Origin of the sequence: Vreelandella lionensis (genome assembly GCF_002087295.1) — a bacterium.
GTDB classification, from domain to species: domain Bacteria; phylum Pseudomonadota; class Gammaproteobacteria; order Pseudomonadales; family Halomonadaceae; genus Vreelandella; species Vreelandella lionensis.
The window spans coordinates 62,034-74,987 of the sequence record NZ_MWVI01000100.1 but is presented as its reverse complement, the minus strand read 5'-3'; the positions used below and the strand labels follow the sequence as shown (position 1 = coordinate 74,987).

11 protein-coding genes and 3 pseudogenes are annotated in these 12,954 nt (G+C 58.8%); 6 read left to right on the top strand and 8 right to left on the bottom strand.

The features are described 5' to 3' along the window. Positions 1 to 17 precede the first annotated feature (17 nt). Positions 18 to 887, bottom strand: a complete 870-nt coding sequence (locus B4967_RS17415; RefSeq protein WP_083026608.1) for a D-hexose-6-phosphate mutarotase — start codon at positions 885 to 887, stop codon at positions 18 to 20. Positions 888 to 1,016: 129 nt separating this feature from the next. Here B4967_RS17415 and B4967_RS17410 point away from each other — a divergent pair. The 4 genes and pseudogenes from B4967_RS17410 to B4967_RS17395 all read left to right on the top strand — a co-directional run bounded on the left by B4967_RS17410 (position 1,017) and on the right by B4967_RS17395 (position 5,863). Beyond that, positions 1,017 to 1,260, top strand: a pseudogene (locus B4967_RS17410) (GlsB/YeaQ/YmgE family stress response membrane protein). Positions 1,261 to 1,441: 181 nt separating this feature from the next. Next, a pseudogene (locus B4967_RS17405) lies at positions 1,442 to 3,905 on the top strand (DUF1266 domain-containing protein). A 209-nt stretch (positions 3,906 to 4,114) separates the two neighbouring features. Then, positions 4,115 to 4,645 (top strand): C40 family peptidase, encoded by a 531-nt coding sequence (locus tag B4967_RS17400; protein ID WP_083026606.1) that lies wholly within the window; start codon positions 4,115 to 4,117, stop codon positions 4,643 to 4,645. 37 nt (positions 4,646 to 4,682) lie between these two features. Further along, positions 4,683 to 5,863 (top strand): annotated as a pseudogene (locus tag B4967_RS17395) (MFS transporter). On the opposite strand, the gene B4967_RS17390 reads toward B4967_RS17395, so the two are convergent. The 5 genes from B4967_RS17390 to B4967_RS17370 all read right to left on the bottom strand — a co-directional run bounded on the left by B4967_RS17390 (position 5,837) and on the right by B4967_RS17370 (position 10,655). Further along, entirely contained in the window at positions 5,837 to 6,463 is a 627-nt protein-coding gene (locus B4967_RS17390; protein WP_083026604.1) for an ABC transporter ATP-binding protein, read from the bottom strand. The pseudogene B4967_RS17395 and the gene B4967_RS17390 sit on opposite strands and share 27 nt — an antisense overlap. Then, positions 6,456 to 7,274, bottom strand: a complete 819-nt coding sequence (locus B4967_RS17385) for an ATP-binding cassette domain-containing protein (RefSeq protein ID WP_083026602.1) — start codon at positions 7,272 to 7,274, stop codon at positions 6,456 to 6,458. Before B4967_RS17385 ends, B4967_RS17390 begins: the two co-directional genes overlap by 8 nt. Before the next feature lie 29 nt (positions 7,275 to 7,303). Continuing rightward, on the bottom strand, positions 7,304 to 7,615 hold the full coding sequence (locus B4967_RS21135; RefSeq protein ID WP_340638805.1) for an ABC transporter permease subunit: 312 nt from the start codon (positions 7,613 to 7,615) through the stop codon (positions 7,304 to 7,306). A 479-nt stretch (positions 7,616 to 8,094) separates the two neighbouring features. Then, positions 8,095 to 9,081, bottom strand: a complete 987-nt coding sequence (locus B4967_RS17375; RefSeq protein WP_083026600.1) for an ABC transporter permease — start codon at positions 9,079 to 9,081, stop codon at positions 8,095 to 8,097. Further along, positions 9,072 to 10,655, bottom strand: coding sequence for an ABC transporter substrate-binding protein (locus B4967_RS17370; protein ID WP_083026598.1), 1,584 nt, complete (start codon positions 10,653 to 10,655; stop codon positions 9,072 to 9,074). The genes B4967_RS17375 and B4967_RS17370 overlap by 10 nt, the downstream gene beginning before the upstream one ends. Positions 10,656 to 10,761: 106 nt before the next feature. Between B4967_RS17370 and nikR the strand changes: the two genes are divergently transcribed. After that, the gene (nikR, locus tag B4967_RS17365) at positions 10,762 to 11,184 is read left to right on the top strand and encodes a nickel-responsive transcriptional regulator NikR (protein WP_044627811.1); all 423 of its coding nucleotides are present in this window, start codon (positions 10,762 to 10,764) and stop codon (positions 11,182 to 11,184) included. A 46-nt stretch (positions 11,185 to 11,230) separates the two neighbouring features. On the opposite strand, the gene B4967_RS17360 is transcribed toward nikR, so the two are convergent. Beyond that, entirely contained in the window at positions 11,231 to 11,713 is a 483-nt protein-coding gene (locus B4967_RS17360) for an FKBP-type peptidyl-prolyl cis-trans isomerase (RefSeq protein WP_083026596.1), read from the bottom strand. 177 nt (positions 11,714 to 11,890) lie between these two features. On the opposite strand from B4967_RS17360, the gene B4967_RS17355 reads away from it, so the two are divergent. Further along, complete coding sequence (locus tag B4967_RS17355; RefSeq protein WP_062373619.1) at positions 11,891 to 12,172, top strand: hypothetical protein; 282 nt, start codon at positions 11,891 to 11,893, stop codon at positions 12,170 to 12,172. Between the two features lie 133 nt (positions 12,173 to 12,305). Here B4967_RS17355 and B4967_RS17350 read toward each other — a convergent pair whose 3' ends face one another. Continuing rightward, positions 12,306 to 12,773 carry an outer membrane lipoprotein gene (locus tag B4967_RS17350; protein ID WP_083026594.1) on the bottom strand — a complete coding sequence of 156 codons (468 nt, stop codon included), beginning with the start codon at positions 12,771 to 12,773 and terminating at the stop codon, positions 12,306 to 12,308. Between the last annotated feature and the right edge of the window lie 181 nt (positions 12,774 to 12,954).

The window sequence follows — 12,954 nt, the reverse complement described above, 5'->3', positions numbered from 1 at the left end:
CCTTGATGAACCGATCATTAACCGCGGCTTATTGTCGTCCCTAGCAGGTGCTGCGCCCCGGGTACCAACCAAACCGGATCAAGTCGAGTATTGGCGGCCTCGACGCATAAAAAGTGTTTGGCGGCGTCGGCGGGCGTGTCGCTGGGCAGATCGCTATCCGGGTGCCAGACCACCGTTGAGTCGCTGGACTGCTTGCCGATGCGCAGCGTGCGCTGACCGTCGTTGAGCAGCACCGCTTCATTGGTATGATAAATACGGTCGACTGGGCCACGAATCGCCAGCGTGCCCTGTTGCTCAGATTCAGCAAAGTCACGCAGCTTATCCAAATAGCGTGCACCCGCGAGGCCTTCTAAGCGGCATTGATGCACCTCATTAACGGCCAGGTAGGTATGCAGTGCGCCGCTAGTTTTGATCGGAGCATCGCCAATGTTTTCGCTGATGATCTCAACGTTTAGCCGCTGGGCGTTGGCTTGAATGACCACGCGGGCGGTGAGCTGGCTATGTAGGCGCTCTTCCGGCGAGAGGTGCACTTCGATGCCTTCGGCGTGGTCGTCAACGGCGTCCAGGCGCCACATGGCGTGGCGGGCAAGCCCGTGGAAGGGGCCGGTACGCTCAGGGCTCTCATCGGCGTAGCGCTCGTCGGCAAACCAGGGCCAGCAGAGCGGAATGCCGCCACGGATCGCGCCCGGCAGCGCCTGCGGCGTTGGCGTCACCCATAGCCAGTCGGTGTCATCGGCGGGCTGAAAGTGCAGTACCTGCGCGCCCTGCAGGCTGATCGCCATTTCCCCCCAGACCATGTTGAAGAGCGCGACGTCACGCCCCTCCCAGGTGACCCGTTGATGACCATCAACGTGGCTAAGTAGCTGTTTAAGGGAGTCGGGAATCATAAGAGGATCCTTGTGGGAAAAGGCAACAAATGGGCAGAACAGTAGCGCCGTGTGCTATGGTAGGACAAGCATAGGTGGAAGGATAGGTTGAAGGTAAAACCCCAAGCTGAGTGAAACCAAGGAGGTTGTATGAGCTTTATAGCATGGTTAATTATTGGTGGTTTAGCTGGCTGGATTGCTGGCAAACATCATGCGTGGCGGTGGTTTTGGTATTTTAGGCAACATCGGCGTGGGTGTGGTTGGCGCGCTCGTCGGGGGCTTCTTATTTAGTTTGCTGGGTTTACAGGCGGGTGGCTTTATCGGCTCGCTGGTCACGGCAACCGTGGGGGCGGTGGTCTTGCTATGGGTCATTAGTAAAGTCAAAAGCGCTTAGCGCACGCTGCTCTTTGCGGTAATCGCTGCCCGGCCTTTGTGCCGGGCAGCGCTGTTTTGTGCGGCTGCTATCGGTCTTAGCCGCTGATTCCGTTACACTATGCCGCTTTTGGCGGCCTCGTTGGGCTGCTCTGGTTGGTTATGGCTTTCATTGATCGCTTTCTGTTTCTTCGAGGTGTCTTTTGGTCGACGCACTAAATGCCTGGTGGGCTCAACAGCTGGTGCTGTGTGATTGGGCTTTTACACCGCACCCACTGGCGGTGGATGCGGTCGCGGCGGAGCAACGCCTGCTAGAACTGGGTATTACAGATCGTGGCGCGTTGGCAGACCAGCTGTTTTTTGCACTCGGCGCACCGTCAGGCAGCGCCGATCAGCTGTTGGGCGCGCTGGAGTGGGCAGCTCTCGCCGGGGCGGCGGGGTGGCTAAGCCAGGCTCAGGCGACGAACTGGGCACACCACTTAACACGGCGCATCACTTCTGACTACAGCGATCAGCGAGGGTGGCTGTCGGATCTACGTCGCGCGCTGGGGGCCAAAGGTTGGGAAACTGGCGCAGATGACCGTTTTATCGACGCCTGCCAAGCGCTGGCGGATCTAGAGAGTGAAGGTGAAGGTATCACATGGCAAACCCTGGATACTGAGCTAGCGCAACGCCCTGCACCGGCTTCGCTATGGCCGCAAGCCCCAGAAGCTCAGCCTTGGCGGTTGGGCGCGCTGTTTCGCCCAGTGGTGAGCTACCCGGCTAGCGCCGCCGACTGGCCCGATGCCAGCGAGTGGTTAGGGCACATCTGGCAAGTGTATGACCGCGAGCAGCTATTAGAAGTGATGCTATGGCTAAGTGCCCAGGGTGAGCGCCAGCGCTGGGATATTGAAGCCCGCGAACTGCTGACCATGGATCGTGCCCAGCGCCAAGAGTGGCAGCGGGGTGCGGTGAACGATGCTCCCTACGCGCCCGTGCTCACTGCGTTCGTCAATCAGGGCGAGCCGTTGGAGTGGGCCGCCTGGGATTGGCTGCGGTTAGTAGAGCTCGCCTGGGCTGGTGCTTGCTGCGGCTGGCTAAGCCAGGCGGAAGCGGACGACCTAGCGGCCCATGCGGCTGACCTCGTGGGTCGTCGTTACCACGACTGGCACGCAGTACTGAAAGCCTACATGCGCGGGCAAAGCCTGTTCGAGGGCGTTGATCGCCGGGGGATGACACCCAGCGCCCGCCACAAGCTGTTAATGCACGCTGCCCATAGCCCCTGGAAGCACTCGCTGGGTGCGTTACTGGACGAGCCGACTCGCCAAGCCTCGCGTACGCGTATCAAAGCGTGGCGCAACACGCCGCACCATTGGCTGCTCGCCCTGGCTGGCGTACGCGAGCCGGATGTCATGCTGCGTCAGCTCAATCCCTCGGCCCCGATTGCCGAGCAGCGCCGCGCTGATGCCGCTGTCTACCTACAGGATTCACTTGGCCTGCATGCGGATGAAGGCCATCAAGTGCTGGCGCGCTATTGGCTACCCGCCCAGGCCCACCACCTCAACCAGCTAGCGGCGGATGCCGTTCACGGCGTGCTGCCTCCGTCGCAAACGCGCTTTGGCCAGCCGACCCCTGATGAGCTAAAACAGCGCAATGCGGTGAAAGGGGTGAGCCGCCACGCCGCCACGATTCACATGGCCGAGAAGTTTGCCTTCTACCTGCACATGGCCCTCGATAGCGGCCTATTCGAGCGCGAACCGCTCATGCAGCACGCCAGCGCCCTACGGAGCTGCCTATGCCGTTTTTATGCGACTCCCAAGCGTCTGCTAGAAGCCTGGTTTGCCTGGGAGAGCTGCCTGCCGGAGCCGGAGCACGATTCGCTGATTAACGAGATTGCTTGGCACCTGGAAGACCCAGGCAGCTTGTTCCACTGGTTGGATTGGCGGCCGGATGCCTGGTGCGAGCCTGGCGAACGGCCCACTCTGAGCCATTTTACGGCGATGTCGTTGGTGGGGCCGCTGAACAGTGCGGTGTGGAGCGAGCCGCAGTTGGAAAGCCTTCGTGAGTGCGCCGATATTCGCGAATGGGTAGAGAGCCACTACCACCTCACCAGCGCCGACGATATGCAGGAGTTTTTAACCTTCATGCTGGAGTCGGGTGACCGCCAGGAGTACCAGATCAACTACGCGCCCTACACGCTGAATCCGGAGCGGTTGGCGTCCGAAATCGCCATTTTGGAATCCGGCGACTGCGGCGAAGAAGAGCGCCACCACCTGCTACGCCTGCGCCGTGTCAGTACCAACGAAGATGGCTGTAACGATGTCGACATGGCCGCCTGGGACATTGCCCAGCTCGTGGATCTCGCTATTGCGGCACGGCAGCTAGGCTGGCTCGACAAGCAGGCGTTTGCTGGTGCTCGACCGCGCCTACCAATTAGCGGCGGATCACTACTCCGGTTGGCAGGAGTATGCGGCTGGCATGTACGCAGGCTTCTCGTTTTTAATGGGCGAAACCCCCGAGCGTGAGAGCTTTTTAGCGGGCTTCCGGCAGGCGCTGGTGGCGTGGCTATGCGGAGCGCCGGTGCTGGCAGGACCCTGGGCAAGCCTTGATTTTCCGGGCAATAAGCCGCCCCATTTTGCGCCGCTGCATATTGATACGCTGCCGGGTGATCAACGGATTCTACATTAGACTCGCCAAGCATAGGACAACTGGCTTATAGTCCAGGGTTTATAAAAATGAGTTTTCTCATGCTTGGGTCTTTTCCATTTTTCATTCTGTCACGAGGTTAATCGCATGGTTGCGTCGCCACGCCCCGCTGTGACCGCTGTCCTGTTGTATGGGTTTGTGTCGTCGTTGCTCTGTTAGCTGGCTGTGCAGGCTCCGCCTCACGTCAGGGCATGGAAGCCCCTGAGGATTATTTCTCGATGTCGCTTCCGGGCATGGAGGGTGCTACTCCTCCAATGTCGCCCGTTGATCCTATCAGTGCTCACCTGCGTAACCTGCAGACGCCCCCGCCAACGGTCGTTCGCCAAGCGCTGTTAGAGCAGCATCAGCGGTGGGCCGGAACGCCTTATCGGATTGGAGGGACGACGGATCGAGGGATCGACTGCTCTGCCCTGGTAAGAAACGTTTTCCGCGATACCTTTGACGTTGAGTTACCCCGTACTACCTATGATCAAGTGCATGAGGGACGCCCGATCGACCGCCAAGAGCTGCAGGCGGGCGATCTGGTCTTCTTCCGCCCCCCTGGACGCTACAATCACGTGGGCATTTACGTCGGCAATGGCTATTTCCTCCATGCTTCCACATCCAAGGGCGTGATTATTTCACGTTTAGATAATAGCTCTTGGCAGCGCTACTACTGGCAATCGCGTCGTGCGCTAGAGCCGACGAATCTGGCCCAGCTCAGCAGTCGTTATACGCCGTAAGTGTCGGCCGTGCGCGTCGGTCAACATTGGAAAGGACATGATTGAAGCAAAAACGCGCGCCTGGTGGCGCGCGACGGCGGCCCTATGTTTAGGGTCGTTTTTGGTGTTTATTAACCGGTATGTGCCGCAACCGCTATTGCCGGGCCTGAAAGAGGCTTACGGGGTTTCCACCTTAGGCGTCAGCCTGCTGATGTCGGTATCTACGCTCTCTTTGGCCTTGGCGCTTCTGGTGTTGGGGCCGCTCCCCGATGCCATTGGCCGCGAAGGGATTATGCTTATCACGCTGCTCCTGGGGGGTGGTTTGTCGCTCGCTTTAGCTTTTGCGCCTACCTTCGAGAGTTTATTGTTTCTGCGCTTGCTGCAAGGCTTCGTGCTCGGCGGCTTGCCCGCCGTAGCGATTGCCTGGATGGCGGACGAGTTCGATAAAACCGCCTTGCTGAGTGCCGTGGGGCTTTATATTGGGGCCAATTCGTTAGGCGGTATTAGCGGGCGGATTGTTGGGGGCGGGGCGGCGGCCATCGGTGGGCCTAGCGCTGCGTTTCTCGCGGTGGGTGCCATGACCGTGGTGGGCTGTATCATTTTTTGGCGGCTACTGCCCAATAGCCAAGCCTTTACGCCTAAGCGCTTTCAATTACGCCAAGCGGTGGGGGACCTGCTCGGCCATTTACGCTCGCCGGTGCTGCTCGCTGCCTACTTCCTTGGCGGCATTAACTTTCTGATTTTATTAACCAGTACAGCTATATTACTTTCCGTTTGGCGGATGCGCCGTATCAACTGGCGGCCAGTGGCCTGGGGCTGATCTTTCTCACCTACCTGGGTGGCACCTTTGGCTCGACAGTGTCGGGCAAGTTGGCGGGGCGCTTTTCCCCCGCCAGCTGCATAAGTGCGGGCATTGTGATTCTCATGTTAGGCACCGCCATCACGCTGGCGGACTCGCTGGCGCTCATCATCCTCGGCTTAACCATTAACGCCTTCGGCTTCTTTATGGCGCACTCATTGGCGTCTAGCTGGGTGGGGCGCTATGCCCAAGGGGCACGGGGCAGCGCCTCGGCGCTCTACCTAGTGTTTTACTACCTCGGTGCCAGCATTGGCGGTTTTTGGCTGGAGCCTTTCTGGCGCTGGACGCAGTGGCAGGGTGTGGCGATAGGCTCGTGGTTGCTGCTGTGCGTGACGTTGGCCATTGGTGTTGGCTTATGGCGTTTCGAGCGCCGCGCCTAGTCGGCCATCGGCCAAGTGGTACCGCCGGTGGCATAGCCGGTTGAGCAGCGCAGAATCGTGGCTAATCACGATCACACTAAGCTGGTGGCGTTCAGCGTGGGCTTTGAGTGTCTGCCATAGCGTCAGCTGAGTGATCGGATCCAGCATGGTGGAGATCTCATCGGCCACCACATAGCGGACGCCGGGGGCGAGGGCGCGCAATACGCACACCCGTTGTAGCTCCCCGCCGGAGAGTGCACTGGGAAAGCGCTTTAGCCATTCATCTTCAATGCCAAACGCCTCCATCAGCGTATCTGGCGGTGTCCACGCTTCCGTCAATATCTTTCCTACCCGCCAGCGCGGGTTCACCGCCAATTCAGGCGACTGCGGCAGCCGCTGCACGGGGCGTCGTCCACGTTTAGGCAGCGGAGAGCCATCTATCGTCACGCTGCCGTGGTGGGGCGTGAGCTGGCCTGCCAATAGCTTGCCAAGCGTTGATTTTCCCGCTCCAGAGTCACCGCTGAGCCCTAACCACTCGCCGGGCGCAAGGCGTAGGGAAATATTCGTTAGCAGGGGCGAGCCTGACGCAAAGTGAAACGATAGTTGATGGGCTTCAAGCAAATGCTGGCTCCTGGCGCGCGAATCTGGGCTGCGTGCTGAACGCGTTTTCCGGTAGCGCCTGCCACAAGGTTCGCGCATAGCAACTCATAAGCTGCTCGCCCTGGCCTTGGAAAGCCTGGGCAGGTGCGGTTTCCAGCGCTTGGCCCTGGCGAATCACGGAAACCCTGTCGGCAATGGTAAGGGCATGGCGCAGATCGTGGGTAATCAGCATCACCGCTTTGCCCTCTAGGGCGATAGCTTTTAGTGCTGCCAGCACACGGTCGCGTTGGTTGGGGTCAAGGCCTCCGCTGGGCTCATCGGCAATCACCAGACGTGCGTCGCCCCCCTGGGCCATAGCGATGAGCACCCGCCGCGCCATGCCGCCTGACAGCTCGTGGGGGTAGTGGGTAGACGCGTGGCTAAGCTGATAGCGGCTCAATAGCTCATCGGCGCGCTGCTGGGCGGCTGAGCGACCAAATCCTGCCCGTTGGGCCGCCCAGCGTACCTGATGCTGGCTGCGGGCGAGCGGGTCAAGAGCATTCAACGATTGAGGAATGAGCGCCAACTGATGCCCCCTCAGCTGCCGCTGGCGCGCTGGTGTTAAGTCCTCCCCCTGGAAGCGCAGCTCTCCTGCGACCCGTGCCGCTTGGGGCAGTAGCCCCATAATGGCGTAGGCCAGCAGGCTTTTACCTGCGCCTGACGTACCCACCACAGCATGCACTTCGCCCGGCTGAAGGTGCAGCGAGAGCGACTCGATACAGGTGGTCCACTCCCGTCGCCACCAGCGGGGGTAGTAGGGGAGTTGCAGGGTTAGCCGGTCAATGGTCAGCATGGCAAACTCCTTGTTAAAAATCGCGATCTTTACAGCGCTTTGCGCAGCATCGAGGCGAAGCGTTCAATCGCCAGTACCATCAGCAGTAAACCCAGCCCAGGAAACACCCCTAGCCACCAGTAGCCGCCGGTAAGGTAGCGCATGGCGTCGGCCAGTAATACGCCGATGGCGGGCTGGGTAGGGTCTAAGCCAACGCCTAAAAAGGTCAGGGCTGCTTCATGCAAAATGGCGTGGGGAAACAGCAGCAGTGCGCCGACCAAGCAGTGAGGCAGCACATGGGGCAGCAAGTGGTGCCAAACAATAAATCCTTGGCGTTTGCCAAACCCTTTCGAAATCGCCACATAAGGGGCGTTTCGCAAGCTGAGTAGCTCGGCTCTGAGCAAGCGGGCAAGGCTTGGGCCAGTGGGTCAACGCAACAGCGATAATGACAGCCTGGGTGCCGCCGCGCAGGGCAAAGGCGATCAGCAATAGTAAAATCAGGTGTGGCACGCTCAGCAGCGTATCAATCAGTAAGCTCACCAGCGCATCCAGTATGGGCGAGAGCATGGCGAGACTCGCCAAGCTTAAAGCAACCAGCGTGCCCAACAGTGCCGCGCTCAGCCCTACCCCAAAACTCAAGGCAAGCCCCGCCAGCGTGCGGGCCCAAAGCTCTCTCCCTAGGGCATCGGTGCCCAGCCAGTGCTCGGCGCTGGGAGGCATGAGGCGGGCCTCGAACTGCATGTGCAGTGGGCTATCTCCCAGCCATAGAGAACTGCTGAGCAACAGTAATACCAGCAGGCCAAACACACCTGCATAGCCTGCTGCGACCAGGCGCGGCTGGCTATTCATTAGTGCGGTCCCGTGCGATACGTGGGTCGGCCCGCGGGTAAAGGCCATCGGCGATGAGGTTGCCAATACTCACAAATAGCGCGGTAAATAGCGCTATGGCGAGCAGTAGCGGCACATCGCTTCGCAAGCCAGCGGCGACGGTCGCCTGCCCAAGTCCAGGGTAAGCAAAGACTTGTTCAACCAGAAGGGAGCCGCCAAATAGCTCGCCGAGAGAGGCAAACGCCAAAGTGATCGCTGGCAGGCTGGCGTGGCGCAAGCCGTGGCGCCAGGCGATATCGAAACGGCTGGCGCCTTGGGCAAAGGCGTGCAGCGCGGTATCCGAGCGCATAAACGCCGCCATCTTGGCCCGGGTATGTAGCGTGATGGTGGCAACGCCTAACAGGGCGAGGGTGAGAGTAGGTAAAAGGAGATGGTGCAGCTGCGTGAGCAGCGTTACTTCTTGGCTCAGCACGCCCGTGGGCCCTGCGCAGCAGGTGGGGGTCCAGCCCAAGGTGACGGAGAAAAGTAGCAGCGCCAGCATGGCGAGCCAAAACGTGGGCGTCGAAGCAGTGATATAAGCATAGCCGCTGATCAAGCGGTCCAGCAGGGAGCCCTCTTTGCTTCCTGCGGCGATGCCGAGTACTACGCAAAGTATCAGCGAGAGCAGCCAAGCGCTCAACAGCAGAAAAAACGAGCGCTGGAAGCGCTGGTTGATGACGTCGCTTACCGGCTGGTTGTAGATATGGCTCCAGCCCAGCTCTCCGCTAAGCAACTGTTGCAGCCAGTGTTGAAACTGCACACTGGCCGGGGCGTTAAACCCCCAGCGTTCGGCAATCAGCGTGCGCTGCTCAGGGCTGACCTGGGCCATTTGCGGGCCAAGGTAGGCATCCACCGGGTCGATGGGAGATAGCATCATCAGCCCAAAAGAGACCGCTGCGACACTTAGCAGTACCAGCAACAGCCGAAGTAGGCGGCTCGCTAGCCAAACCGTTAATCGCACGTCCAGCGCCACTCAAGCAAGTTGGCGGTGACCGGCCAGCCGTGGCCGTGAGGGGCAACGCCCAGTTCGCCCAGGTCGAGGCAGCGGTTGGTGGCATACACGTGGGCAAGGTTGACCATCCAGGCCCAGCTGGTGTCTCCCTGTCGCCCATAGCCGGTATCGCCGTCCCATTGGGCGGCTTGCCAATGCTGATTGGCTTCTTCGGTGTTAGCCGCCGCTTGGGCGGCATCCAGGTGTTGGTCGACCGCCTCGTTGGCGTAGTAACCACTGTTGTAAAAACCGAACCCGGCATGCTCGCTATGGAAGAGGTAGTACACTTCCTGCGGACTTTGGCTGCCAAAGCCAAACACGATGGCGTCTTGGTGAAGCGCCTCACGTTGGATCTCGTCCCAGTGGCGGCCGGTGGGCTGTATCTCGATGCCGAGCGGGCGCACCATCTCGGCACTCACCTGGGCGAGCTGTTGGCGGGTGGTGTCGCTGGTGGGGTATGTGAGACGAAAGCGTGCAGGTTGGCCGTTTTTATAGCGCAGTCCATCCTCTTCTTTGCGTACCCAGCCTGCTTCATCTAGCAGGGCGTTAGCGCGGGAAAGGTTGGGCGTCGCGAGCTTCTCATCCTTATGGCTCCAGGGAAGACCATCGGCAGGGCCAAAAGCGGGGCGACCAAAGCCGTTTAGCGCAACGTCCACCAGCGTCTCACGATCAAGGGCTAAATTGACCCCCTGGCGAATGGCGAGGTCGGCAGTGACGTTATTACCAATCGGCGCGCCGTTGTCAGCTTTTTCGCCCGTGGCGGGCTGCATAGGGAACAGAATGCCTCGGTTATCGACGCTCTTCATAATCACCCGATGCATCTGCTCAGGGATGTTCGCTGCCAGCGCTGGTGGCACCGCAGCGAGATCCACCTGGCCTGCGTGAGCTGCACTTAGGGTGGCGGCTTCATCGGTAAACAGAAACACCAGACGCTCGAAGACCGGCGCGGGGCCGTAAAAATAGGGGTTCCGCTCAACAATCAGCTGCTCACCCTCTTGCCACTCCACTAACCGGTAAGGGCCTGAACCCAGCGGCTGCCTGCCATACTCGTCGCCATAGCCGTTTTCTCGCTCGGCGTTGGGCACGATACCCAGCGTCATCAACTGGTCGATAAAAGTGATGCGCGGTGCTTTGAGGGTGAATTCGACGGTGTTGCCGTCGACCGCACGGGTACTCGCTAATGCGCTGAGATCCGCTCTACCGCCTGCCTCGGCGGCGGCGGTGAACGTAAAGGCAACGTCTTCTGCGGTTAGCGGGGTGTTGTCTGAAAAGCGCACGTCCGTGCGTAAGGTGAGAGTCCAGGTAAGGCGATCTTCAGAAAGGGACCATTCTGTGGCTAGGCCTGATTGCGGGGTTAAGTCCTGACCACGGGTAAGCAGCGTAGACTGAAATAGAGGGCTGCCGTACTGACCCCAGCCCAACAGCGGATCAAACCCTTGCTCCGGTTCACCACCAATGGCAAGCACTAGCTGGTCTTTGGCCAACGCTGGCGCGCTTAGCGCTACGCATGTGGCTGCTAGAGCCAGTATGATAGTGCGACGCATGGGACACCTGTTCACGGCTGTTGGTATGATGTTTTTACAATAACATCATACTATCGGCGCTGGAAGTTGCGGCAGAGCACTACACCGGATAGGCGAAGGAGAGAGTATGCAGCGGGTAACGGTAACGCTGGATGAGGAGCTGTTAAGCGAGGTCGATGCGCTGATGGCGCTGCGCGGCTATCAAAATCGCTCAGAGGCCATTCGTGACTTGACCCGCAACGGGTTAAAGCAGGTGAAAGAGGAGGTTGCACCCAATGCGCCGTGTATGGGAGCGCTGGTGTATGTGTATGACCACGCGGCGCGAGATCTCTCTAAGCGCCTGACTCGTCACTCTCATGACCATCACGATTTAACGCTCTCAACGCTGCATGTGCATATCAATCACGATAGCTGCTTGGAAGTCGCACTCTTAAAGGGGCAGGGGAGTGCACTGAAGCAGTTTGCCGATGAGGTGACATCGTCGCGTAGCGTGCGTTATGGCCAACTTGTGTTGATTCCAGAAGAGTCAGCATCACATAGCGGCCATTAAAATAAAAAGGGCGGCCCATTGGCCGCCCTTTGTGGCATGCAAGAGCTTAGTGCTCTACGCCGCCTTCGCCGTGCGCGTGGCCGTGCTCGGCTTCTTCCTGGCTTGCTTCGCGTACGGTAGCAATTTCAACGTCAAAGTTGAGGTGCTGACCCGCCAGCGGGTGGTTGCCATCAACCACAACGGTGTCGACTTCAACTTTCTTGACGGTAACCATGAGCGGGCCGCCTTGGGTTTGCGCTTGGAACTGCATACCCGGCTCAATGCTTTCAACGCCTTGGAATGCATCACGCGGTACTTCTTGCATCAGCTGCTCTTGAACTTCGCCGTAACCCTCTTCAGGGGAAACTTTAACGTTCAGTTTGTCCCCAGCAGCACGACCTTCAAGCTCTTTTTCCAGGCCCGGAATGATGTTGCCAGCGCCGTGGAGATACGTCAGCGGCTCGCGGCCTTCAGAACTGTCTAGCACCTCACCTGCATCGTTGGTCAGGGTGTAGTGGAACGCGACAACCGAGTTTTGCGCAATTTGCATTGAATAACCTTTCGGTGAGTGCATGTCCCAACATGGTAACGCGTGTGGGCCAGCTTGTCAGGGGGTAAGCGGGCTTTTTCCACCTCCACGCCTTTAGCGCTATTGCGCCGGGGGGTGTGCAGGGATACCCTACAGCAATTAATTTTTCTCTTAAAATAACACTCACCGGAGCCTGTTATGACTATCTTCTTAATTTGGGTTATCGCCTTTGTACTGATTGCTTATTTTGCTAATAAGCGTTGGGAAAGCGGCGTTAGCCAGGGGCTAGATAAAATGCTGCCAAGCGTGCTGAAAAGCCATGGCGACAACCGCTATTTGTGGGTGGTTGCGTTGGCCGTATTGGGTGCTACAACTTTGATTCGCCCTGTAGATGTGCTGCTGGTGGCGATTTTGCTCGCGGTGATTGCATTGGTAGTGATGAAACTTGCCAACTGGGCAAGCAGTAAAGTCGCTCACTAAACGCGATTTGTTGCTCCAAACACACAGCCGCCCGGCCAATTTGGCCGGGCGGCTGTGTGTTTGGCAACTGTCATAGTGTCAGCTGCGTAGATAGTGCTTTTACTTAACGAGCTAGACCTTAGTAGGCCACGATTTAGTACGGCGCTACGCTCAGATTAGCACCACTACCAATTAGGCGAACCCGCTGACCTGCCTGGAACTGACGATCAGCACTTTGCACCACCACCACATCGGTACCATCATCACGACGGATTTCCATTTCCAGTGCATTCACACGGTTAGCGCGATCTTCAGTAGCGGTACCCGCCACCGCGCCACCTAGCGCCCCTGCTACGGTGGCGAGCTGACGCCCTGAGCCGCCGCCGATTTGGCTACCTAGCAGGCCGCCAATGATGGCACCACCGCCACCGCCTAGTAGGTTTCCGGTACGGCTGTCGGCCTGAATCTGTACCGGACGAATAGCCACGATAGTGCCATAGCTGACGCTCTGGCCCGTTTGCGCTTGATTGCCACGGTATACATCACCAGAGTAGGGGGCAGTGTTGGCGCAGCCAGCCAGTGTGAGAATGCTTAACGCGGCAACAGGTAGTAAACGTTTCATTAAAACCTCCAGTGGGTATCAGCATCTATGGCCGTGAATCGGTCGCAAGGCGTTGCGTACAATTTATTTTAGAACAGCGTTCGTTAAAAGATAACGGAATCGTACAGCTTTGACCAGCCATCCAGAAAAAAGGTCATAAAGTAGAGTGTAGGCAGGCATTAAGAAAGCAGTGTGCAAAAAT

Excerpts from the sequence above, each read along its gene's own strand:
- B4967_RS17415 (WP_083026608.1), bottom strand. The coding sequence starts at position 887 with ATGATTCCCGACTCCCTTAAACAGCTACTTAGCCACGTTGATGGTCAT.
- B4967_RS17400 (WP_083026606.1), top strand. The coding sequence starts at position 4,115 with ATGGAAGCCCCTGAGGATTATTTCTCGATGTCGCTTCCGGGCATGGAG.
- B4967_RS17385 (WP_083026602.1), bottom strand. The coding sequence starts at position 7,274 with ATGCTGACCATTGACCGGCTAACCCTGCAACTCCCCTACTACCCCCGC.
- B4967_RS17370 (WP_083026598.1), bottom strand. The coding sequence starts at position 10,655 with ATGCGTCGCACTATCATACTGGCTCTAGCAGCCACATGCGTAGCGCTA.
- nikR (WP_044627811.1), top strand. The coding sequence starts at position 10,762 with ATGCAGCGGGTAACGGTAACGCTGGATGAGGAGCTGTTAAGCGAGGTC.
- B4967_RS17360 (WP_083026596.1), bottom strand. The coding sequence starts at position 11,713 with ATGCAAATTGCGCAAAACTCGGTTGTCGCGTTCCACTACACCCTGACC.
- B4967_RS17355 (WP_062373619.1), top strand. The coding sequence starts at position 11,891 with ATGACTATCTTCTTAATTTGGGTTATCGCCTTTGTACTGATTGCTTAT.
- B4967_RS17350 (WP_083026594.1), bottom strand. The coding sequence starts at position 12,773 with ATGAAACGTTTACTACCTGTTGCCGCGTTAAGCATTCTCACACTGGCT.